Raw genomic sequence first — 22,719 nt, 5'->3', positions numbered from 1 at the left:
AAAAAAGCACCGTTACATTTATAAAGCGTGGGCTGGTTTGTCAAGATCCAAATCAGACTCAAGTGTCTTTAGAAAGTCCAGGATTTCCACGGGGTTTTCTTTTCGGCCAGTGCCATAGGCATTAAACGAGACCCCGTTCTGGTATCGATAGCTTTGCTCACGATTCCGGGAGATCCACCGCAGTACCGCCTTGATCTTTTTGGGTTGATCAAGGCCGGGAATGTTGATTTTGAGGGTGAGGCTGGAGCCGACTGAAATCTTGTGGTTGCTGAGAAACTTAAGCCCTCCCCGGCTCATGTTAAGGACAGGATAATAATCCTGGGAGAATTCACCTTTTCCCCATAGCAGCGGTTTTTTCCGGTAAAACAGGGTCGTTCCAGTGACGTTAAACCGTTTGCAGTTTCGTTTCTTCAACTTTTATTTCCTTTAGATGGATGCCTGTTTTATGGCGTCACAGATGCTTTGGCAATGGGACTTGGTTGCTTCAAGGTCCGGACCTTCAACCATTACCCGGAGAAGGGGCTGGGTGCCGGAATAGCGTACCAGTACCCTGCCTGAGCTGTTCAGGGCCTGTTCCACCCGTTTGATCTCCCGGGCAATGGTCTCGATTTTCATGAAGTCGGGTCTTGAGGGATCCACCTCAACGTTCATGAGCACCTGGGGATAAACGGTCATGATGGTGGCAAGGTCTGAAAGGGATTTGTTTGTGTCCACCATCACCCGGATCAGACAGAGGGCAGAAAGAATGCCGTCGCCTGTGGAGTGAAATTCGGAAAAGATCATGTGCCCGGAATCTTCGCCGCCCATGACAGCCCCCGTGGCCCACATCTCTTTTAAGACCTCCCTGTCGCCGACCCCTGTTTTAATATGGTCGATGCCGAGTCGCTCCAGGGCCTTGGACAGTCCAATATTGCTCATGACCGTGGTGATCACCAGATTGTTGGTTAACCGACCCTGGGCCTTTGCATGGTTTGCACAGATGGCAAGGATTTTGTCCCCGGTGAGCTTGACCCCTTGTTCATCTATGGCGATGAGGCGGTCGGCATCCCCGTCAAAGGCAAGTCCCAGGTCAGCACCTGTTGAAATCACCCTTTTGGCAAGGGTTTCTGTGTGCTGGGACCCGCAGTTGTGGTTGATGTTTTTGCCGTCCGGGGTGTCAAATATGAATTGCGTCTCAAACCCAAGCGTTGGAAACACCATGGGGGCGACCTTGAACGAGGCACCATTGGAGCAGTCCACAACGATTTTCAGCGGTTGGTCGGGTGTGTTTTTATCAAGGTCACGCTGGTAGCAGGATGTAAGAAAATTGGCATATTGTGCTGAAGCGTTGGAAATCGTGGATATGGTTCCCGGCTCAATGGCAGAATCAGAAGTCTTTGGTTCACAAATACTGGAATCTGCCCGGTCAGGGCCAGCATCAAAGATGTAGGATTCGATCTTTGCCTCTTCTGGATCGGTAAGCTTTAAGCCGCCGGATTTAAAGACTTTTATCCCGTTGTCGTGGAAGGGGTTGTGGGAGGCTGAAATAACAACGCCGGCCCCTGCCCCCTTGACCGTGGCGGTGAGAAAGGCCACCCCCGGGGTGGGAATCACACCGGCTTCAAGGACATTGATGCCCATGGACGAGATGCCTGCTGCAAGGGCAGCTTCCAGCATATCCCCCGAACGCCGAGTGTCCCTGCCGATGATGACAACGGTGCCCCCGTGTTCTTTTGCAAAGCGTGCCACTGCCCGGCCCGTTTTCAGGGCCACCTCAACCGTCATGGGGTAAATGTTGGCAAATCCCCGGATGCCGTCAGTACCAAATAGTTTTCCCATTCATAACCCTGTAGTTTACCGATGTTAAAGTTTGATTTTTTCCATGATTGAAAGTTTAATGGTTTGAAGCCAGTTGCTGCCTGTTAAAGCTGTGTCTGTATCAAGATGCTTGATGGCCTCAATATAGCTGCCCTTGTTGGTAATTGCCTTTAAAAAAGGTTCTGGCACGGTGTTGCAATGGTCGTGGCAGGCTTCCCTGGCAAGGATTTCTAAGGTTCGAGGCCAGCCCTGGATGATGGCTTCGTGGATGCGGATGAGTTCTGTTGTTTCCCCCCTGGATCTGGACAGCAGGATTTTTCTGGAAGCGTTCAGTCGTGTGCAGAAATCCCCCAGGCGTTTGATCCGTTCGTCAATGCACGACTGGAGCGTCTCTCGCATGCCAAGGAACAGTGCCTCTGAAAGGTGATCAACAACAAAGAGGGATCTGACAATCCGATACCAGTTCATCAGGCTGATCAGCCCTGCGATGTAGCTGCAGTTGGCGGTGTAGATCCTGCCGGGTCCGGTGTAGACCCCCGCCTTTCTGGGGATAGAACCCTCTTTTAATGCACCGCCAAACAGGATTCGATCGGGTCTTGTTTCGTCTTTTCTCCAGATGGTGCCGGCTGCCGTGACCGTTCCAAAGGCAAGTCTGCAGGGCCCCACAAGGCCGCCCTGCCCGCCCATAAACACGGGTCGCTGGTTGAGCATCACCCCCTGGTGAACGTTGCCGAGCATGGAAGGGGTGGCCTTGTCCTGGTTGGGGGTGTAGTTGAAATGGATGAAAGAACTGCCCACCTCACTGTGGTCTTTGCGGCTGGTGCCGCCGGCCATGAGGATGTCGCAGAAGTTAATCAGGCTTCCCAGGGTGACAAAGGGAAAGAGGATGGTCTGCTTGAGGCCCACGGTGTGGGCAGCCGAAGCCTCTTCTTCAAGGATGGTTCCTCCCCTGACATGAGCGCCCGATCCAAAGACGTTTTTGCCTGCAAATACGGCATCCTGGAAGAAACCGCCCTTGAGCTGGGTGTCGGGTCCGACCCGGGTGTTATCCAGGGTCACCGGTCCTTCAGAACCAATAGTGGCCCCGGCCATGATCAGGGTTTTTTCTCCAATAATCCGGGTACCGGGATGGAGGGTGACACCCGTTCCTGAGATCCTGTCAATATCCACATCGTCACCAATGTAGACTGAACCGGGATCCGGGACAATGACACCCCTTTCCATCAATAGCCTTGTTGTTGTTCGGGTATCCATATTACATGAACCGGTAGAGAACCCCGCCCCAGGTAAGACCGGCACCAAGACCCAGAAAAAGGACGGTATCGTTTTTCTTGCCGACCCGGTTCTGCTCAAGGGCCTCATCAAGGGCAATGGGGATGCTTGCGGCAGTGGTGTTGCCATAACGCTGGATGTTGTTGAAAACCTTTGCCTCGTCAATCTTCATGAATTGCTGGTATGCCTGGTTGATCCTCAGGTTTGCCTGGTGGGGAAAGAACATGTCGATCTGGTCAAGGGAAATATCTGCTTTATCAAGGACTTCCTTTGTCACCTCTGGAAGTTTTCGAACCGCCTTTTTAAAGACTTTTTTACCGTCCATGACAGGAAAATAGCGGGCATCATCCATGGGAACGCCTTGGGGCATCCTTTCTGGAAGCCGGGACGCAGGCAGCTCAGTCATAAGGGAATCTGCCCCTGAGCCGTCGGTATGGAGACATGCGGCAAGTACGCCAACGTTTTCATCTGTTTCAACTCCTTCCACACAGATCGCACCGGCTCCGTCGCCAAAGATCACGGTCACATCCCTGCCCCGGGTGCTCTTGTCAAGGCCCGTGCTGTGCACTTCGGCGCCAACCACCAGAACCTTTTTTGCAAGCCCGCTTTTGATGTAAGCGTCGGCCGTTGCAAGCCCGTAGAGAAACCCGGTGCACTGCTGGCGGATATCCAGGGTCGGGGTGGAATTAAGGCCAAGTTTTGCCTGGAGAAGACAGCCGGAGCCTGGGAAAAAAATGTCCGGGCTCAGGGTGGCAAAGATGATGAAATCCAGATCTTCCGGGGTCCATCCGGCCCGTTCAAGGGCAATTTTAGAGGCATCAAGGCCAAGATCAGACACCCCCATTTCTTCTCCTTCCGGGATCCAGTAGCGCTGTTCGATTCCGGTTCTCTGGCGGATCCACTCGTCTGAGGTGTCCATCATCTTTGTCAGATCTTCGTTGGTCACAAGGCGGGAAGGGAGTGCCCGTCCCGTTGCCCTGATGATTGATTTCTTCATATATGCTTCCCTTTACTCTTGGTTTTTGGTATTTAGTGTTTGAACGAAAACTCACCCATCTGCGGCGTTGCTGCAAATTTCTGAAATCCTCACGTACAGTAGTACGCTCCGGTTTCAGAAATTCTTGCGTCTTGCATATGGGCAATTTTTCGCCCAAACACGGGTTTTCGGTCAACCACTATTTACTTGTTAACTTTTTTTAAACTTAATGAATTTTATTTATTACAACAGATCGTTGTTCAAGGCAATAGCCAGGAACATTAACATAACGAAAAAAAGGAAAAGTCGTGCTGAGTGATGTTGGAATTTTGTTTATAGGACTGGTCCTGCTGTATGCAGGATCAGAATTTCTGGTCAGAGGGGCTGCCTCAACGGCCCTGCTTCTTTCCATCCGGCCAGTGGTTGTGGGGCTCACCGTGGTGGCCTTTGCCACTTCAGCGCCTGAACTTCTTGTGAGCCTTGTGGCCTCGGTCAGGGGGGCAGGCGGAATCTCAGTGGGCAACATTCTGGGCAGTAATGTAATCAACATCGCCCTTGTTCTTGGGATCAGTGCCATGATCAAACCCATAACCATCAACCGTCAGATCATCCGGTTTGATCTGCCCTATATGCTCGGGGCCAGTTTTGTTTTCTGGATTCTGTGCATGGACGGATATATCGGCTATGGGGACGGGGTGATTCTGCTGGTTCTGCTGGTCGTCTTTCTCTTTTTCGGCATCAAAAATTCCAAAGAAAAAAATGGACAAAAGCGTATCCGGGAATCTTCACCAAGGGCCATTGCCATCAACTGTCTGATCATGGTGGCAGGTCTTGTGGGACTTGCCAAGGGTGCTGAAATGGTGGTTCAGTCGGCCATTGTCATGGCAAGGGGAATTGGGCTGTCCGAGGCATTTATCGGCATCTCGGTTGTTGCCCTTGGCACCTCGCTTCCTGAGCTTGCCACATCTGCCGTTGCCGCCTCCAGGGGTGAGAGTGACCTTTCCGTGGGCAATGTGGTCGGCAGCAACCTTTTTAACATCTGCCTTGTCATGGGCGTTGTTGGTATTTTAAACCCCATGCCCGTTGAAAAAGAGCTGTTGGTCTTTGAATTTCCCTGTATGGTCGCCATTGCAATGCTCTTTGCCCTGATTGCCATACTAAAAGGTCAGATGGGGAGAAAAACCGGGTTTGTCTTGATTTTTTCTTTTGTCAGCTATCTGCTTATTTCCTATGTCAAGTAAAAAAAGCTTTAATTTTTGCTTGCTAAGTGGAATTTATATGTATAAAAAGTAACAATCGATTTTAACAAATAAAAGAGAGGCTTTCATGGTTCAACCGTTCAGGCTTCTGATAGTCGAAGATGACGAGGATATTCTTCTTTCATTCAATGAATTTTTTTCGGCCCTGCCCCAATATGAGGTGGAAACAGCAACCAACGGTCTGGATGCCCTGAAAATACTCAAGCAGGGTTCAAAAGATTTCCATGCCCTGATCACTGATCTTGTGATGCCCAATATCAGCGGCGTGGGTTTGATAACCATTACCCGGAAACTGTCCCCGGATACGAGGATTATCGCCATCACCGGCTGGGGGGACCATCCCGGTGCCCTTGCCTCGGAGGCGGCCGCTGATATGGTACTGAACAAACCCATTGATCTGTTTGAGATTGAACGTTTTTTAATGAAACTTCTTACGAACCCTAAATCTACCAGACAAGACGAAAAATGAATCCACCCATCATTGGAGTAAGCACGCAGATACAGAAGATCCGGGAGTTGATCAGCCATGTTGCCGATACCTGTCTTAATATTGTCATTACGGGTGAAACAGGCGTTGGCAAGGAGGTGGTGGCCAAGGCATTGTTCCGGGAATCCCCCCGGTCAAAAAATGCCTTTGTGACCGTCAACTGTGCAGCTCTTCCCGAGACTCTTCTTGAAAGTGAACTTTACGGTTTTGAAAAGGGGGCCTTTACCGGGGCCCAGAAAAAAAGAAGGGGAAAATTTGAGATGGCCCACAAGGGGGTTCTTTTCCTTGATGAGATCGGGGATATGCCCCTGGCCCTCCAGTCCAAAATTCTCCATGTTCTCCAGAGCGGAGAATTTTCTCCCCTGGGATCTGAACAGGACATTTCCACCGACGCCTGGGTCATTGCGGCAACCAACTGTCACCTTGAGGAAAAGATCAAGAACAAGGAGTTCAGGGAGGATCTGTTCTACCGGCTTAACATCATCAAGATCGAAATTCCGCCGTTGCGGGAACGACCCGATGATATCCCTCCCCTGGTTGACTATTATCTTGAACTTTATGCCTCCCAGTATCCCGACCGAATCATAGAACGGCCGGACGAGCAAACCATGGAGCAATTGTGCGCCTTTCCATGGCCCGGCAATGTGCGGCAGCTCCAGAACAGCATTAAAAAACAGGTGGTCCTCAACAATTGGAATCTTGTCATAAAAGAACTGACCTCTTCCAATGCAGACAGCCCCTCGCCAATTGTTCAGCCTGGGAGAGTCAGCCATCCCCTTGCCCCCTTTCCCATGATATCTGAATTTCTTGATGTCTCAAAAAGTGCAGAGAGCATTTTTGAGGATCTGTCCCTCAAGAAAATCAAGAAAAAGGCCGTGGACCGGGTTGAAAAGGAAGTCATCGGCTATGTGCTCGATAAAACCGCCTGGAACCGGTCCAAAGCCTCGAGAATTCTTAAAATCAGTTACAAGACCCTTTTATACAAGATCAGTGACCTGGGCCTGGAGCCTCCCAAAAAATCCCTATGACCGGGGACCCAGGACAAGTTTTGTATTCCCTGGGTCAACGGTAAAGGTTACCTGCTGGCCTTCAACCACCGTTCCCTTTAAAATTTCAAGGGACAGCGGATTTTCGATCTCCTGCTGAATCACTCGCCTGAGGGGACGTGCGCCAAACACAGGATCAAACCCCTTTTGTGCTATGAATGCCATGGCGGCCTCGTCAAGGGTAATGGCTATCTTTTTTGCTTCAAGCCGCTGGTTCAGGTGCTGGATCTGGATGGATGCGATGGCCCTGATGTGCTCCATCTCAAGTCCGTGGAATACGATGATCTCATCGATACGGTTCAAAAATTCAGGTTTAAAAGTCTGGGACAGGGCCTGGTTGATCTTGTCCTGGATATCTTTCCCCCCTGATTCCTGGATCATGCGGGACCCCACATTGGAGGTCATGATGAGAATGGTGTTGGTAAAATCCACCGTTCTGCCATGGCCGTCGGTCATTCGTCCGTCATCTAACACCTGGAGCAGCACGTTGAATACATCGGGATGGGCCTTTTCAATTTCGTCAAACAAAACAACGGAATAGGGCTGACGCCGAACAGCCTCGGTGAGATAACCACCCTCTTCGTATCCCACATAACCCGGAGGGGCACCGATCAGTCTTGCCACCGAATGTTTTTCCATGTATTCGGACATATCAATCCTTACCATGGCATTCTTTGTATTAAAGATGAATTCGGCAACGGCCTTTGTCAACTCTGTCTTACCCACACCTGTGGGCCCCATGAAGATAAAGGTCCCAATGGGCCGATCCTGGGGTTTTAGCCCAGATCGGGCCCGGCGCACGGCATCTGAAACGGCCTTGATGGCGTCTTTCTGACCGATAACCCTTTGTTCCAGGGCCTCTTCCATGTGAATCAGTTTTTCGCGTTCACCCTTGAGCATGGTGGCAACCGGGATATGGGTCCACGAGGAAACCACTTCGGCAATGTCTGACTCTTCCACATCCTCCTTGAGCATTCTGCGCTCGGCCTGGAGGAGCCTTAAATCAGCTTTTTTCTTGTCCAGTTGGGTCTGGAACTCGGCAAGGGTTGAATACCGAATTTTTGCCACACGGGCAAGATCACCCTCACGCTCGGCACGCTTTGCCAGGGTTACAGCATTGTCGATCTCTTCCCGGATCTTGCCAATTTCCTGGATCAGCCGTTTTTCATTTTCCCAATGGAGCCGCATGGGTCGGATTTCCTCGTTGATCTCGGCAAGATCCCGATCCAGTTTCTCTTTCCGGGATTTTGACGACGGGTCGGTCTCTTTTTTCAGCCCCTGGCGTTCTATTTCGATCTGGACCATCCGTCGCTGGAGTTCGTCAATGGCAACGGGCATGGTGTCGATTTCGATCCTGAGTCTTGAGGCGCATTCGTCAATGAGATCTATGGCCTTGTCCGGCAGGAAACGGTCCGTGATATAGCGTTTTGACAGGGTGGCTGCTGCCACAAGGGCCGAATCCTTGATCCTTATCCCATGGTACACCTCATACTTTTCCTTTAAGCCCCTGAGGATGGAAATCGTGTCTTCAACCGTGGGTTCCTTTGCCAGAATCGGCTGGAATCGACGCTCCAGAGCCGCATCCTTTTCAATGTAACGACGGTATTCGTTAAGGGTTGTCGCACCAATACATCGCAGGGTTCCCCTGGCAAGCGAAGGTTTGAGCATGTTAGAAGCGTCCACCGATCCTTCAGATGCGCCGGCACCAACCACGGTGTGGAGCTCATCAATAAACAGGACCACCTGACCTTCAGCCCGTTCCACCTCTTTTAATACGGCCTTGAGCCGTTCTTCAAATTCACCCCTGAACTTTGCACCGGCAAGAAGCGCTCCCATGTCCAGGGCGACTACCCGTCGATTTCTCAGGGTTTCAGAGACATCGCCAGCAACGATTCGCTGGGCAAGCCCTTCGATGATGGCGGTTTTTCCAACGCCAGGTTCGCCAATGAGCACAGGATTGTTTTTACGTCGCCTTGAAAGCACCTGGACCACCCGTCGGATCTCATCGTCCCTTCCGATGACCGGGTCAAGCTTTCCCAGTCGGGCAAGTTCGGTCAAGTCCCTGCCGTACTTTTCAAGGGCCTGGAAGGTATTCTCAGGATTGGGCGAATCAATGGTCTGGCCCCCCCGCATCTCCTTTAGAACGGTCAGGATTTTATCCTTGGTGACCCCCTCTTTGTTCAAGAGTTCACGGGGCTTGTCCTTGGCAATGCAAAGGGCAAGAAGGATATGTTCCTGGCTCACATACTGATCCTTCATACCCTCTGCCTCAACAAAGGCGGTATCCAGGATCTTTTTTGAAGGAACCGATAAAAAAAGATCCCCTCCCCCCTCCACCTTTGCAAGGGCATCAATGGCCTGGTCGGTAAAGGTCATGAGATTGTCGGTTGAAGCACCGATTTTATTGAGGATGGCCGTGGACATTCCCTGGTCATCCAGCAGAATGGCCTTCAGGAAATGCACGGGATCAATGGCCTGATTGTTTTTTCTAAGTGCCAGGTCATGGGCTGTCTGGATCAATTCCTGGGACTTGATGGTGAGTTTGTCAAATTTCATGGGATCTCCAATTTTATTTATTTAAAAGTATGAGTTTATGTAATCCTGTTGCTATAGTAATACGTTTTAAATAGGTGTCAATCGGACAAAAGATGGCAAAATATAATTTTTTATGTTTTCATGATAATTGTGTTGCTAATTTGCGCTGTTCATTGTTTGACGAATAATTTTTTATAGAGTTTTTAAAAAAAATATATTTCTACAACCCCTTGGAAAATTGGTTGAATTATATTTGTGTTGCCTTGAAAACCCCGGTATGGTATCCGCTAAAAGTCTTTAAACGACTGACTTTTGGCGATTATTGATGATAATTTAATTTACTCTAAAAGACAAGGAGGTAGCATGAGGAAATTGGCGTGGTTAGCAATGGCATTTTCCGCAGTCTTAATGGTGGTTTCAACAAATGCGTGGAGCTTTGGCAGAAAAACAACGATTAAAATCGGTATCAATGCCCCCATGACCGGCGACATTCCCAAAGTCGGGGAGGGAACAAAATTTGCCGCCATGATGTGGATTGAGGATATTGAAAAAGCCGGTGGCCTTGTGGTCGGCGGTACAAAATATCCCGTGGAACTGGTCATTGAGGACAACGAGTCAAAGGCTGAGTCTGCAGTAAAGGCCAACACAAAAATGATTTCCCAGGATGACGTCCTTGTCATCGTAGGCCCCCAGTCCTCCAAGCAGGCTGTTCCGGCAGGAGATGTGGCCAACAACTACGAAACCCCCATGATCAGCCCCTGGTCCACCAACCCCGCAACCACCAAGGACCGGCCCTATGTTTTCAGGGGCTGCTTTCTTGACCCCTTCCAGGGTCCTGTTGTGGCAAAGTTCATCACCACGGAATTCGGTTTTGACAAGGCTGCCGTGCTTTACGATGTGGCCAGCGATTACCCCAAGGGACTTGCTGAGTTCTTTAAGCAGTCCTGGGAAGAGCTCCACGGTCCAGGATCTGTGGTTGCCTATGAAAGTTTTACCACCAAGGATACCGATTTCAGTTCCCAGCTGACAAAGATCAGTCGGTCCGGCGCCCAGGTGTTGTTCACCCCCCAGTACTACAACGAGGTTGCCCTCATCGTTCAGCAGGCCAAGGCCCTTGGATGGAAAGGACCCATTGTGGGAAGCGATTCCTGGGGATCTGCCGAAACGATCGAGCTGTGTGGCGAGGCCTGCTATGGTCAGTTTTTCAGCACCCACTATGCTGCAGCCGGTGCCAAGGGCGAAACCAAGGCATTCATCGACCGGTATAATAAAACCTATGGATATGTGCCCGATGATGTGGCTGCCCTGACCTGGGATGCCCTTCGCCTTGCCCAGGCCGCCATTGAAAAAACAGGTAAACTTACTGGCAAGATCAAAACAGACCGTAAGGCCGTTCGTGACGCCCTTGCAACCATCAAGGATTTTGCAGGTATCACCGGGAACATGACCTTCACTGAAGAGGGAGACCCCAAAAAGTGTGCTGTCATCGTTCGCATCAGTGACAAGGGTGAGTATGAATTCTATAAATCCATCTGCCCCGAGTAAATAGTGTTTGAACGAAAACTCACCCACCTGCTGCGTTGCTTCACAAAGCCAAAATCCTCACGTACAACAGTACGCTCCGGTTTTAGCTTTGCTTGCGCCTTGCATCTGGGCAAGTTTTCATCCAAACACGGGTTTTCGGTCGGGCAGTAAGTAGGAACATTCTGCTGCCGCCCGGCCCAAAAAACGGCCCGGCGGCAGTTTTTACGTTTTTTTATATAGAACTCCCATCGAAGCATTGCAATCCGAGGAGTGTATCATTTGTTGTGGCCAGAGCAGATACCATGCTCCGGCCATGACGGTTATAAAGATTTTAATTTTTTACGAATCAACAGGAGCCGGTCAATGGATTATTTTCTTCAGAACCTGATCAACGCCCTGCAGTGGGGAAGCTTCTACGCCGTGATATCCATTGGATACTCCATGGTCTACGGCGTTCTGATGCTGTTTAACTTTGCCCACGGCGATATCTTCATGGTCGGGACATATATCGGGTTTGGCGTGGCAACCCTTTTTCTGACGCTTTTTTCCGCCATCATGCCGGGGTGGCTCATCTTTATCTTCACCGTGGTCATCACCATGTTCCTTGCCTCGTTTGTGGGCGTGTTTGTCGAAGTTGTGGGCTATAGGCCCCTCCGGGGTGCGCCAAGGGCTTCGGCCGCCATTACAGGACTCATGATCGGTATCATTTTTGAGACGGGCAACCTCATCATTCTGGGGGCAAAGCGTTTCAGTTTTCCGCCCCTGATCGAATCGATCACCTACAATTTTGGCGGTATCTATGTGACCAATGTCAAGGTGATGATCGTTGTGATCTCCCTTCTTCTCATGCTTGGGCTGCATCTTTTCATCCAGAAAACCAAGTGGGGCATGGCCATGCGGGCGATGTCCTATGATTTCCTTGCTGTTCCCCTCATGGGGGTGTCCATCAACGTTATTGCTCCCCTCACCTTTGCCATTGGTGCAGGGCTTGCATCGGTTGCAGGAATCCTCTACGGCCAGGCCTATCCCGTTCTTGACCCCTACATGGGTATTCTCATTGGATGGAAGGCCTTTGTTGCAGCCATCCTTGGTGGAAGGGGATCCATCATGGGCGCGGCCCTGGCCGGCTACATGCTCGGGTTCATTGAAATTTTCGTGGCCATGATATTTCCCTCAACCTTCAGGGATTTGATTGCCTACTCGATCATTCTTGTCATCCTCACCTTTCGACCCAGGGGATTTTTTGGAATGGCCCACAGTGCAAGTCTAAGGCTCTAGCGTTAACCCCTATTCAACAGGACAGCAAATGGAAACCATAAAAAAGATAAAGAGATCCCTTGGAACGGTTCCGCTTCTGGGGTGGATTCTGGGCGCTTTTGTTGCGGCAACCCTGGAATATTTCCTCGGGGATGCCGCCTCCTACTACCTCGGTCTGCCAAAAATTCCGGCCATATTCGGCACCCTCATCATGTTCAAGGATCCCATGATGATCCCCAGCGTCATTGCCTATGACCTTCTGATCTACACTGTGCCCGTCATCCTTGTGGCAAAATTAACGGCTCCGTTGACAAACCGGCTGGCAGGCCTGCTTGAGCATTTACCCCTGGTGATTGCGACCCTGGTTCATCTTGCAGCTTTTTACGGGGTGCTTCACATCTGGGCAGACATCAACGACTACAGGGTTCTGGTGCTGAAACTGACCATGGTGTCGGTGATTCTGACCATCAGTATCAACATTATCAACGGATACCAGGGCGAATTTTCCTGCTCCCATCCGGGGTTCATGGCCCTTGGTGCCTACACCTCATCGGCCCTGACCCTGCTTTTTTTTGCCGATGACAAACTATTTGGTGCGGCCCTTCTGCCGGCCTGGCTGGGTCCCTGGATGTTTCCTTTGATTCTGATTGCAGGCGGTTTTGTGGCCTCCATTGGATCATTGGTCGTTGCCATTCCCTCGTTTCGAACCCGGGGAGATTACCTGGCCATCATCAGCCTTGCATTTATGTTCATTGTCAAGAGCGCCATCGAGAACCTGGAGGTCCTGGGTGGCCCCAGGGGCATGAGCAGTCAGCCCAACTATGCCTCGCTGCCCGTGGTGTTTGCCTGGATGGCCATCTCCATCTGGATTATCAACAACTTTGTCAGTTCCACCATGGGCAAGGCCCTTAACGCGGTCAGGGACAACGAGCCTGCTGCAGATTCCATGACCGTCAACACCCGCAAGACAAAGATGACGGCATTCATGTTTGGCGCCTTCTGGGCTGGAATTGCAGGTGGACTCTTTGCCCATGTGCTGCGCTACGTCAATCCTGCCACCTTTGGCATTCAAAAACTTGCCGAAATCCTTGCCATGGTCTATTTCGGGGGTCTCAATTCGATCTGGGGCTCCATTGTTGGAGCCGTGAGCATCTCGGTCCTTGGCGAAGCCCTGCGGCCCCTTGAGTTGTTCAAATGGATTATTATTCCTTTGATTCTGATCCTGGTCATGCTTTTTCGTCCCCACGGCCTTATCTCGTTTACGGATTTCAACATTAAAGGTCTCATGAGATCCAGAAACCGTCAACCTGGAAATAATCAGACCGAAAATGTCCTGTCAAGCCAAGGAGGTCGCCAATAATGTCACCGCTTCTCCAGGTCAAAGGTATGACCCATTATTTTGGCGGGCTCAGGGCCGTCAACGACTTTAATCTCACCATTGAACCAGGGCAGATCAACGGACTGATCGGGCCTAACGGGGCCGGCAAGACCACCATTTTTAACCTGATCACCGGGGTGTACACCCCCTCCCAGGGATCGATCATGCTCAACGGTCAATCCATCAAGGGCATGGAGACCCATAGGATCGCCGCCCTGGGCCTTGGCAGAACCTTCCAAAATCTTCTTTTATGGCGCCACATGAATGTGCTCGACCACATCAAGATGGCCCACTTTTCCCAGCTCACCTACGGCCTATTGGGCGCTTTTTTTAATACCCCTGCCTGCAGGCGCCAGGAAAAAGAGATCGAGGAAAATGCCTTTCGATTGCTTGAGATTTTCGACATTGCCCAGTTTGCCCGGCAAAAGGTTGGAAATCTCCCCTATGGGGCCCAGCGAAGGGTTGAGATGGCAAGGGCCATGGCCATTAATCCCAAAATTTTGTTTCTGGATGAACCCACGGCCGGCATGACTCCAGACGAACTTGTCCGGATGATTGAAATCATCCGAAAGGTGCACCAGGAATTCAAGGTGGCTATTTTCCTAATCGAACATCGAATGAAATTTGTGATGGAGCTTTGTGAGTACATTCAAACGCTGGTCTTTGGCGAAATTATTGCTGAGGGACCTCCCCAGGAGATCCAGAATAATCCCAAGGTGATCGAAGCGTATCTTGGCAAGGAGGATTTAACCTGATGCAGCTTGTTGTAGAAAATTTGACTGTCGCATACGATAACATCATGGCCCTCCACGGCATCAGTTTTTCCGTGGACAAGGGGGAAATCGTCACCATAATCGGCGCCAACGGTGCTGGTAAAAGCACCACCCTGAGGGCCATTTCAAGAATGATTCCCTCCGTCCACGGGTCGGTCATAAAATTTAATGGTGAAAATATCCTTAAATACAGCACGGACAAAGTGGTTTCAAAGCTTGGCATCTCCCATGTTCCCGAAGGAAGGATGATCTTTGGCAACCTGACGGTCACGGAGAACCTGACCCTTGCCTGTTTTGCAAGAAAAGACAGGGACCAGATGGTCAAGGACAAAAAATGGGTGTTTGATCTTTTTTCGAGGCTGGATGAACGAAAGAATCAGCTGGCCGGAACCCTGAGCGGCGGTGAACAGCAGATGCTGGCCGTGGGCCGGGCCTATATGAGCGGCAGAAAGATCATGATTCTGGATGAACCTTCCATGGGCCTTGCCCCCCTTCTCATGCTTGACATGTTTGAGGCTTTAAAGGAAATCAACCGGCTGGGAACCACCATCCTGCTTGTCGAGCAGAACGCAAGGCTTGCCTTGAAATTTGCCCAAAGGGGTTATGTGCTTGAAAACGGCAACATCGTGCTCGAGGGAAAGGCCAGCGATCTGCTGATTGATCCCGAGGTAAAAAAAGCCTATCTTGGGGCGTAATTTTTAATCCGGAATAGACAGGGTTCACGGCAGCCTTGCTGGGGTAGCCGTGAACCCTTGAGAGTGAAATGAAAATAGACAAGGTCAACATCAGGATCATCAAGGAATTAAGGGAGGGCCGCAAATCCTTTAAGGCTATTTCAGAACTGCTCAACATTACAGAAAACACCGTGCGGGCAAGGGTTAACCGGATGACAGATGAGGGCATTCTGGATATCTGCGGAAGAATTGACCCCTCTGCCATCCCCGGTCATAACACCGTTATCATCGGCATCAAGCTTAAAGAGATGGACCTTGTCAAAAAAGGCGAAGAGATATCCAATCTTCGCGGGGTCATTTCCGTAAGCGTTGTTACCGGCCGCTACGACCTCATGGTCCATGTGCTGTTAAAGCCCGGATTTGGGCTCCTTGAGTTCTACACGGACGAGATTTCCACAGTTGAGGGGGTTGGTTCTGTTGAAACTTTTGTGGTTTATAAGTCGTTTAACATGAAGGTGCCCTATGTATTATAGTGTTTGAACGAAAACTCACCCATCTGCGGCGTTGCTGCAAAATCCTGCAATCCTCACGTACTATAGTACGCTCCGGTTTCAGAATTTTTTGCGCCTTGCATATGGGCAATTTTTTGCCCAAACACGGGTTTTCGGTCAGCCGGTTCTCTAACCGTGAAGGGCCTTGCCCGTGGCCTTGAGTGCCAGTTCCGACACGATTTCAGCAAGGGTCGGATGGGCATGTATGGTTTCAGCAAGATCTGAAATGGTGAGCCCCTTTTTTACGGCAAGTGCGCCTTCTGCAATAAGATCGGTTGCATGGGGGCCGATCAGGTGAAGACCGAGCACCCGGCCTGACGGTCGTTCAAGTACGATTTTTGCCTCACCCGCTATCTCTCCCATGACCTGGGCCTTGCCAATGGCTCTGAAATTAACGGTAAAACATTGTGCATCAATTCCTTTTTTTTGACACCCTTCCTCTGAAAGGCCCACCGTCCCGATTTCAGGCATGGTAAATATTGCGTTGGGTACGGCATTGTAGGACATGGTCCGGGTTCCCCCTGTGGCATTTTCTGCAGCTACCATGGCTTCATGGGTGGCCACATGGGCAAGCATGATATTTGCTGGGCCTGTGATATCGCCGATGGCATAGACACCCTTGATCGTTGTTTCCATGGCGTCGTTAACCGGAATCCACCCTTGCCCATCGGTTTTAAGGCCAATGGCTTCAAGTCCGAGATCCTTTGAAAGGGGTGTGCGGCCGATGCAGACAGCCATGGCAGACACCTCGATCTTGACCGGCGTGACCGTTGCACCGGTTTTCAGGTTTGAAAAGGGTGAGGCACCCACCATGACACTGACGCCCCTGTCATGGGGTTCACAGGTGGTGACGCTCCGGTCCAGGATTACCTTGATCTTTCTTTTCTTCATCTCCCGCAACAGGAGTTTGGAACAGGCTGTGTCAACGGAATCAAGGGGGAGCAGGCGATCCATGGCTTCCACAACGGTGACGGCTGAACCAAGGGCTGCGAGGATAAAGGCGAATTCACACCCGATTACCCCACCGCCAACGATGATGATTGATGGTGGTATCTGTTTGAGCGATAGAAGATCGTTACTGGAAAGGATGGTCCGCCCGTTAAATGCAAAGGCCGGGACATTCAGAGGAATGGTTCCGGTTGCAAGGATCAAGCGGTCAAAGGCAATCTCTGTCCTGGTGCCGGAATCGTCGGTCACCGTTAACAGGCCCATGGCCTTGATCTTTGCCCTGCCCATTAGAACGGTAACCCTGCCCTTTTTGAGCAGGGAAAGAATCCCCTGCTGCTGGGTCTGGATAAGGGCCTGTTTTCTTGCCATCAGGGCAACCATGTCCAGTGCCACCGGGCCTTGAACATTGATGCCATATTTTTGCGCTTCATTGAACTTCAACAGCAGGTCTGCCGTGGTTTTCATGATTTTAGAGGGGATGCACCCCCAGTTGAGACAGGTCCCGCCGACCCCCTCTCGTTCAACCAGGGTTACTTTTGCCCCAAGGGATGACGCCCGTAAGGCTGCCGCGTAACCGCCAGGGCCTGCACCAATGATTGCTATTTGCTCTGCCATCTTTTCTCCTTAGTTTTTCAGGGGTGGCTATTGAGATTTATTAAAGATAATATAGTTGAATCAATCAATTTTTAATATATATATTTCCAATAATTTAAAAAAACAATAATTTAATTGACTATAAGATCAATTTGTAACTAAATAGTCTTTCATGGATTTATCTTTAATCGCAATTGCTATTTTTTTAATAAAATGTTCTTATTTTATAAACACGTTACTGCGAAATGCATGAAAGATCAAACTCAAGTTACGAACAAAAATGCAAAAAACAGCGAGGTTAACACCATGGGAAACATGCTTAAGACCACACCGTTGAACCGCTGGCACAGGGAGAACAACGCCAATATGGCCGAATTCGGCGGTTTTGACATGCCGCTTTGGTACGAAACAGGGGTCAAGAATGAACATCTTGCGGTCCTTGAATCAGCAGGCATTTTTGACACAAGCCACATGGCCTGTGTGACGGTCAGGGGCAACGATGCCCTGGCCCTTCTCCAGCGCTGCCATACCCGGGATCTTGCCAGTCTTGCCCAGGGAAGGTGTGTGTATGGTGCCATCCTTGACGAACAGGGCCATACGGTAGATGATGCTATTGTTTATTGCATTGGGCCTGGGGATTTTATGGTCTGCGTTAATGCCGGCATGGGTGCAACAGTGACAGCCCATCTTGCCGGGCATGGAAAAAAACTTGATGTGGTCATCAAAGACCTCACGGGCAAGATTGCCAAGATCGACATCCAGGGAAAAAATTCGTTGCGCATTCTCAAGCATCTGATCCAATCACCGGAACAGGTGTTTGATACCATGCCCTACTTTTCCTTTAAGGGGCATATGGATCCTGCATTCAGTCCGTCTTCCCAGGTGGTGCTCACCGACGGCACCCCGGTGCTGCTTTCCCGATCGGGCTACACCGGTGAATTCGGGTTTGAGATTTTCATTGCCCCTGAAAAGGCTGTTGATCTCTGGACCGACATCCTTGGGCAGGACCGGTCGTACAATGTCATCCCCTGCGGACTTGGGGCCAGGGACTCGTTGCGGGCAGGCGCAGTGCTGCCCCTTTCCCACCAGGATATCGGATCGTGGAAGTTCATCAACCATCCATGGATGTTTGCCCTGTCACTAAAACCCGACGGGTCCGGATTTACCAAGGCGTTCATCGGCGACAAGGCGTTGCTTGATCCCAAAGATGCCTATTACACCCATGCCTTTGTGGGCGAGAATCTTAGAAAGGTGTCGTCGGGACAAAAGGCCCAGGTGTTTGATCTTGAGGGCAACCTGCTGGGCAATGTGCTGACCTGTGCAACGGACATGGGCATCGGGTGGATTGACCAGAAGATTATCAGCATTACCTCGCCTGACCGGCCCGAAGGGTTTGTTCCCAAAGGGCTCAGTTGCGGTTTTATCCGGGTAAAAAGCCCTCTGGAGATGGGTAGCAAAGTGGTGCTCAAGGAGAACAAACGAACCCTGACTGTGACCCTTGTAACCGACGTGCGTCCCCATCGTACGGCGCGGCAGAAGATAAGTAATTTTATATAAACCGGCACGGCCGGAGCGATAGATGGTATCCGGCCACAACGAAGTCTGAAACACCTCCACTGATGAAGCTTCGGTGAGTGTTTCATATAAAAACGATAAGGAGGTAAGCCAATGAAAGAAATTAATGAACTGAATCTGCCGGAAGATGTACGCTACACCGAGGACCATGAGTGGGCAAAGGTCGAGAACACGGTTTTCACCATCGGCATCAACGACTATGCCCAGGATCAGCTTGGGGAGATTGTTTTTGTGGAGATGCCTGAAATCGGGACCTCTTTCTCAAAGGGGGATGAGTTTGGTACTGTTGAATCGGTAAAGGCGGTTTCAGAGCTCTATATGCCTGTTTCCGGCGAAGTTGTGGAGATTAACCAAGGGCTTGAAGATGCCCCTGAACTTGTCAACAACGACTGCTATGGTGCCGGATGGATCATCCGGGTCAAGCCGTCCAATGTCGCTGAGATGGACCTTTTAATGGATAAGAAAACCTACCTTGAATCTTTAGAAGGATAAAACGAAGGATAAAACCATGCGCTATCTACCCCATACAGACCAGGACATACGAGAGATGCTGTCCGTCACGGGCATGGACTCTCTTGAGGATCTTTTCACCGTAATACCTGAAAAGTTCAGGGTCAGGGAGCCCCTTGATCTGCCCCCGGCCATGGACGAGTGGGCTCTGAACGACCACATGGAGGCCCTTGCCGGTTCCATGGGGGCAGCTTCAAGGTCCCGGGTGTTTATTGGGGCCGGCAGCTACAGCCATCACATCCCTTCCGCCCTCTCCTATCTGATCGGTCGATCTGAGTTTGCAACGGCCTACACTCCCTACCAGCCCGAGGTCAGCCAGGGTACCCTCCAGGGTATCTATGAGTTCCAGAGCATGATCACCGCGCTTTTAGGCATGGATATCGCCACAGCCTCCCACTATGACTGCGGAACGGCCCTTGCCGAGGCCCTGTTAATTGCACTCAGGAAAAATAAACAGACCCGAACCGTGGCCGTTTCAAGCCTGGTTCATCCCTTTCACAGGGAAATCATCAAAACCTACCTGACGCCGGCCGGCTATTCCATGGTCGAGCTTCCCCAAAATCCCGACGGCACCACCGACTTTTCCTTGCTTGATACCCTTGATGTGGCCGGCATTGCCGTGCAGAGCCCTAATTTTTTGGGCTGCATTGAGGATCTTGCCCGTGTCAAGGCCATTGCTGATTCAAAAAAAGCGTTGTTTATCACCTCGTTCACCGAAGCCCTGGCCTATGGCTTACTGAAAAACCCCGGAAGCTTTGGCGCAGATCTGGTTGCCGGCGAAGGTCAGAGCCTTGGTATCCCCCAGAGTTTTGGCGGTCCGGGCCTTGGAATCCTCTCGTCCACCAAAAATCTCATGCGCGCCCTGCCCGGCCGCTATGTGGGAAAAACCACAGACATGGCTGGCGAACCCGGATTTGTACTGACCCTTGCCACACGTGAGCAGCACATCAAACGTGAAAAGGCCAGCTCCAACATCTGTTCTAACAACGGGCTAAACGCCATGGCTGCGGGCATGTACATGGCCTTTACCGGCAGGGTTGGTATGCGTAAAATCGCCCAGATCAACCATGACAAGGCCGTATTCCTGAAGGCTGCCCTCCAGGATGCAGGCCTTGAACCGGCCTTTGACCGACCCTTTTTCAACGAGTTTGTCTTAAAGGTGAATGACGGGTTCAGGGAAAAGCGAGAGACCCTTAAAACCCGTTTCAACATGGTGGCAGGCCTTGACCTTGAGCCCTATTACCCGGCCCTGGCCAACCACTATCTGTTTTGCGCAACCGAAGTCTTTTCCAGGCAGGATATGGAAACCCTGGCAAGGGAGGTGAAATAATGGAAACCCCAAACAAAACCGGCCTAGAACCAGAAACCGGCAATGGCACCCAAGGATTGATTTTCAAGGAACCCCTGTTGTGGGAAAAGAGTAAACCCGGCCGATGCGGCATCTCAATTCCCCTGGCGGATGTTGAAGTATCCCCCCTTGACCCTGACCTTGTGGGCGAAGCACCCGAGTTACCTGAACTTTATGAGCTTGATGTTGTCCGGCATTACACTCGGCTTTCCCAATGGAACATCGGCATTGATTCTGCCATGTATCCCCTTGGGTCGTGTACCATGAAGTATAACCCCAAGACCAACGATGTCCAGGCGGCAAGGATTGGATTTGCCGCAGCCCATCCCCTGGCAGACCCGGATCTTTCCCAGGGCGCCCTTGAGCTGATGCATACCCTCGAAGGATTCCTTGCCGAGATTGCAGGCATGGCAGCCACCACCTTGCAGCCTGCAGCCGGTGCCCATGGTGAGCTTACAGGAATGATGATTATCCACGCCTATCATGCAAAGAACGGACGCCAGCGCACAAAGATTCTCATTCCGGACACGGCCCACGGAACCAACCCCGCAAGTGCAGCCCTTTGCGGATATTCGCCCGTGAACATCACATCCTCGGAACTTGGTATGCTGACCCCCAAAGCTGTTGCCGATGCCATGGACGAGGACACGGCAGGGATAATGATCACCAATCCCAATACCCTGGGGCTGTTTGAAGAAGACTTAAAAGAAATTTGTGATATCGTTCACCAGAAAGGTGGCCTTGTGTACGGAGACGGCGCCAACATGAACGCGGTTCTCGGCATAGTACGACCCGGTGACCTTGGCATGGATGTGGTCCACTACAATCTGCACAAGACCTTTTCAACTCCCCACGGGGGTGGTGGGCCCGGGTCCGGACCCATTTCTGTGGTGGAGAAGCTGGTGCCATTCTTGCCGGGACCACGGATAGTCAAAGATGACAAGGGGTTTTCGTTCAAGGAAAAGGGCCCGGATTCCATTGGGCGGATGCTCACCTTTTACGGTCATTTCGGAATCCTTGTCCGTGCCTATGCCTACATCAGATCCCTGGGGCCCGACGGGTTGAAACGGGTCAGCCAGTTAGCCGTTCTCAACGCGAACTACATCAAGGAGAGTCTTAAGGACACCCTTGATCTTGCCTATGACAGGCCCTGTATGCATGAATGTGTGTTCAGCGACAAGGGCCAGGCTCCCCACAAGGTGACCACCCTTGACATGGCAAAACGGCTCATGGATTACGGGTTCCATCCGCCGACCATCTATTTTCCCCTGGTTGTCCACGGTGCCCTGATGATAGAACCCACAGAGACGGAATCCAAGGAGACCATTGATGGTTTGATCCATGCCCTCAAGGCCATTGCCGAGGAGGCCCGGACAAACCCCGATCTTGTCAGGTCCGCCCCCCATCTGCCAAAGATGCAACGCCTGGACGAGGTAACAGCGGCAAGGAAGCCATGCCTGTGCGGTTAAACAATGGGTCGGCCAAAGGACGAGCCACGAATGGCCGTCCAATGGGTTCGGTCTTTAAGACCCCCCGGGGGGGTCAGGGTTGTCGCCGGGTTCAGGACCTGGGCCTGATGGACTATGGGACTGCCTTTGTCCTTCAAAAAAAAATTGTCGCTCAAAAGGTTGATGACCCCCATGGAGCAGATGTGATTCTGGTGGTCGAGCACCCGGCTGTTTTTACCCTGGGTCGAAGGGGCGGCAGGGAAAACCTCATGGTTGATGATGCATTCCTTGAAACCCGGGGAATCTGTGTGATTGAAACGGGCCGGGGGGGTAATATCACCTTCCACGGACCGGGCCAGGTGGTGGTTTATCCCATCATGGATCTGGCAAGGGCGAAGATCGGGGTGGCTGATTTTGTCCACACCCTTGAACAGGCCATGATCGACACCTGCCTTGATTTTGATGTCAGGGCCGGTCGAAATTCGAAAAATCATGGTATCTGGGTAACCAGCCAGGGGGTTCAAAAAAAGATCGGCAGCGTGGGCCTTGCCATACACCACAACATCTCGTTCCACGGCCTTGCCCTGAATGTTAATCTGGATCTTGCCCCCTTTTCCTGGATAAATCCCTGTGGCATGACCGACGTTTCCATGACATCCATCCAAAGGGAGTGTATTGGCCAGGAAAAATCCAATGGACTTGATGGCTCTACTGGCCTTGACAGGGCCAAACACCGACTGGTTCACCATTTGGAAACTCTTTTTTGA

20 protein-coding genes are annotated in these 22,719 nt (G+C 51.2%); 14 read left to right on the top strand and 6 right to left on the bottom strand.

The genetic code is table 11. From position 1 onward, the window contains the following. Window positions 1-18 precede the first annotated feature (18 nt). From HRM2_RS12505 to HRM2_RS12490, 4 genes are read right to left on the bottom strand one after another with little or no spacing between them, the layout of a single operon-like run. Window positions 19-414 (bottom strand): PilZ domain-containing protein, encoded by a 396-nt coding sequence (locus HRM2_RS12505; protein ID WP_015904374.1) that lies wholly within the window; start codon window positions 412-414, stop codon window positions 19-21. Between the two features lie 12 nt (window positions 415-426). Continuing rightward, a complete protein-coding gene (gene glmM / locus HRM2_RS12500; protein ID WP_015904373.1) occupies window positions 427-1,818 on the bottom strand; it encodes a phosphoglucosamine mutase in 1,392 nt (463 codons plus the stop codon). Window positions 1,819-1,842: 24 nt separating this feature from the next. Next, the gene (locus HRM2_RS12495; protein WP_041273243.1) at window positions 1,843-3,051 is read right to left on the bottom strand and encodes a protein GlmU; all 1,209 of its coding nucleotides are present in this window, start codon (window positions 3,049-3,051) and stop codon (window positions 1,843-1,845) included. Window position 3,052: 1 nt separating this feature from the next. Continuing rightward, window positions 3,053-4,066 (bottom strand): 3-oxoacyl-ACP synthase III family protein, encoded by a 1,014-nt coding sequence (locus HRM2_RS12490; protein ID WP_015904371.1) that lies wholly within the window; start codon window positions 4,064-4,066, stop codon window positions 3,053-3,055. A gap of 287 nt (window positions 4,067-4,353) precedes the next feature. On the opposite strand from HRM2_RS12490, the gene HRM2_RS12485 reads away from it, so the two are divergent. The 3 genes from HRM2_RS12485 (at window position 4,354) to HRM2_RS12475 (ending at window position 6,819) form a co-directional block, all read left to right on the top strand. Then, the gene (locus HRM2_RS12485; RefSeq protein ID WP_015904370.1) at window positions 4,354-5,286 is read left to right on the top strand and encodes a calcium/sodium antiporter; all 933 of its coding nucleotides are present in this window, start codon (window positions 4,354-4,356) and stop codon (window positions 5,284-5,286) included. An 85-nt stretch (window positions 5,287-5,371) separates the two neighbouring features. After that, the gene (locus tag HRM2_RS12480; RefSeq protein ID WP_015904369.1) at window positions 5,372-5,773 is read left to right on the top strand and encodes a response regulator; all 402 of its coding nucleotides are present in this window, start codon (window positions 5,372-5,374) and stop codon (window positions 5,771-5,773) included. Then, window positions 5,770-6,819 carry a sigma-54 interaction domain-containing protein gene (locus HRM2_RS12475; RefSeq protein WP_015904368.1) on the top strand — a complete coding sequence of 350 codons (1,050 nt, stop codon included), beginning with the start codon at window positions 5,770-5,772 and terminating at the stop codon, window positions 6,817-6,819. Before HRM2_RS12480 ends, HRM2_RS12475 begins: the two co-directional genes overlap by 4 nt. On the opposite strand, the gene clpB is transcribed toward HRM2_RS12475, so the two are convergent. After that, the gene (gene clpB, locus HRM2_RS12470; RefSeq protein ID WP_015904367.1) at window positions 6,814-9,393 is read right to left on the bottom strand and encodes an ATP-dependent chaperone ClpB; all 2,580 of its coding nucleotides are present in this window, start codon (window positions 9,391-9,393) and stop codon (window positions 6,814-6,816) included. The genes HRM2_RS12475 and clpB overlap by 6 nt on opposite strands. Before the next feature lie 342 nt (window positions 9,394-9,735). Here clpB and HRM2_RS12465 point away from each other — a divergent pair, with 342 nt between their 5' ends. From HRM2_RS12465 to HRM2_RS12440, 6 genes are all read left to right on the top strand, one after another. Beyond that, window positions 9,736-10,917 (top strand): ABC transporter substrate-binding protein, encoded by a 1,182-nt coding sequence (locus tag HRM2_RS12465; protein WP_041273242.1) that lies wholly within the window; start codon window positions 9,736-9,738, stop codon window positions 10,915-10,917. Window positions 10,918-11,259: 342 nt separating this feature from the next. Continuing rightward, complete coding sequence (locus HRM2_RS12460) at window positions 11,260-12,174, top strand: branched-chain amino acid ABC transporter permease (protein ID WP_015904365.1); 915 nt, start codon at window positions 11,260-11,262, stop codon at window positions 12,172-12,174. A 28-nt stretch (window positions 12,175-12,202) separates the two neighbouring features. Beyond that, window positions 12,203-13,513: a branched-chain amino acid ABC transporter permease gene (locus HRM2_RS12455; protein WP_015904364.1), complete on the top strand. Its 1,311-nt coding sequence runs from the start codon at window positions 12,203-12,205 to the stop codon at window positions 13,511-13,513. After that, the gene (locus HRM2_RS12450) at window positions 13,513-14,286 is read left to right on the top strand and encodes an ABC transporter ATP-binding protein (RefSeq protein ID WP_015904363.1); all 774 of its coding nucleotides are present in this window, start codon (window positions 13,513-13,515) and stop codon (window positions 14,284-14,286) included. Before HRM2_RS12455 ends, HRM2_RS12450 begins: the two co-directional genes overlap by 1 nt. After that, on the top strand, window positions 14,286-14,999 hold the full coding sequence (locus HRM2_RS12445; protein ID WP_015904362.1) for an ABC transporter ATP-binding protein: 714 nt from the start codon (window positions 14,286-14,288) through the stop codon (window positions 14,997-14,999). Before HRM2_RS12450 ends, HRM2_RS12445 begins: the two co-directional genes overlap by 1 nt. A gap of 68 nt (window positions 15,000-15,067) precedes the next feature. Then, window positions 15,068-15,511 carry an Lrp/AsnC family transcriptional regulator gene (locus tag HRM2_RS12440; RefSeq protein ID WP_015904361.1) on the top strand — a complete coding sequence of 148 codons (444 nt, stop codon included), beginning with the start codon at window positions 15,068-15,070 and terminating at the stop codon, window positions 15,509-15,511. 147 nt (window positions 15,512-15,658) lie between these two features. Here HRM2_RS12440 and lpdA read toward each other — a convergent pair whose 3' ends face one another. Then, the gene (lpdA, locus tag HRM2_RS12435; RefSeq protein ID WP_015904360.1) at window positions 15,659-17,092 is read right to left on the bottom strand and encodes a dihydrolipoyl dehydrogenase; all 1,434 of its coding nucleotides are present in this window, start codon (window positions 17,090-17,092) and stop codon (window positions 15,659-15,661) included. Window positions 17,093-17,320: 228 nt separating this feature from the next. Here lpdA and HRM2_RS12430 point away from each other — a divergent pair, with 228 nt between their 5' ends. From HRM2_RS12430 to lipB, 5 genes are all read left to right on the top strand, one after another. Then, on the top strand, window positions 17,321-18,628 hold the full coding sequence (locus HRM2_RS12430) for an aminomethyltransferase family protein (RefSeq protein ID WP_232364012.1): 1,308 nt from the start codon (window positions 17,321-17,323) through the stop codon (window positions 18,626-18,628). A gap of 111 nt (window positions 18,629-18,739) precedes the next feature. After that, window positions 18,740-19,138, top strand: coding sequence for a glycine cleavage system protein GcvH (gcvH, locus tag HRM2_RS12425; protein WP_015904358.1), 399 nt, complete (start codon window positions 18,740-18,742; stop codon window positions 19,136-19,138). A gap of 16 nt (window positions 19,139-19,154) precedes the next feature. Further along, window positions 19,155-20,486 carry an aminomethyl-transferring glycine dehydrogenase subunit GcvPA gene (gene gcvPA / locus HRM2_RS12420; protein WP_015904357.1) on the top strand — a complete coding sequence of 444 codons (1,332 nt, stop codon included), beginning with the start codon at window positions 19,155-19,157 and terminating at the stop codon, window positions 20,484-20,486. Then, window positions 20,486-21,973 (top strand): aminomethyl-transferring glycine dehydrogenase subunit GcvPB, encoded by a 1,488-nt coding sequence (gcvPB, locus tag HRM2_RS12415; protein WP_015904356.1) that lies wholly within the window; start codon window positions 20,486-20,488, stop codon window positions 21,971-21,973. Before gcvPA ends, gcvPB begins: the two co-directional genes overlap by 1 nt. Continuing rightward, window positions 21,958-22,719 carry a lipoyl(octanoyl) transferase LipB gene (gene lipB / locus HRM2_RS12410; RefSeq protein WP_015904355.1) on the top strand — a complete coding sequence of 254 codons (762 nt, stop codon included), beginning with the start codon at window positions 21,958-21,960 and terminating at the stop codon, window positions 22,717-22,719. The genes gcvPB and lipB overlap by 16 nt, the downstream gene beginning before the upstream one ends.

The sequence above is a fragment of the Desulforapulum autotrophicum HRM2 genome (genome assembly GCF_000020365.1).
In the GTDB taxonomy this organism is placed as follows: domain Bacteria; phylum Desulfobacterota; class Desulfobacteria; order Desulfobacterales; family Desulfobacteraceae; genus Desulforapulum; species Desulforapulum autotrophicum.
This window is presented reverse-complemented; position numbering and strand designations above follow the sequence as displayed.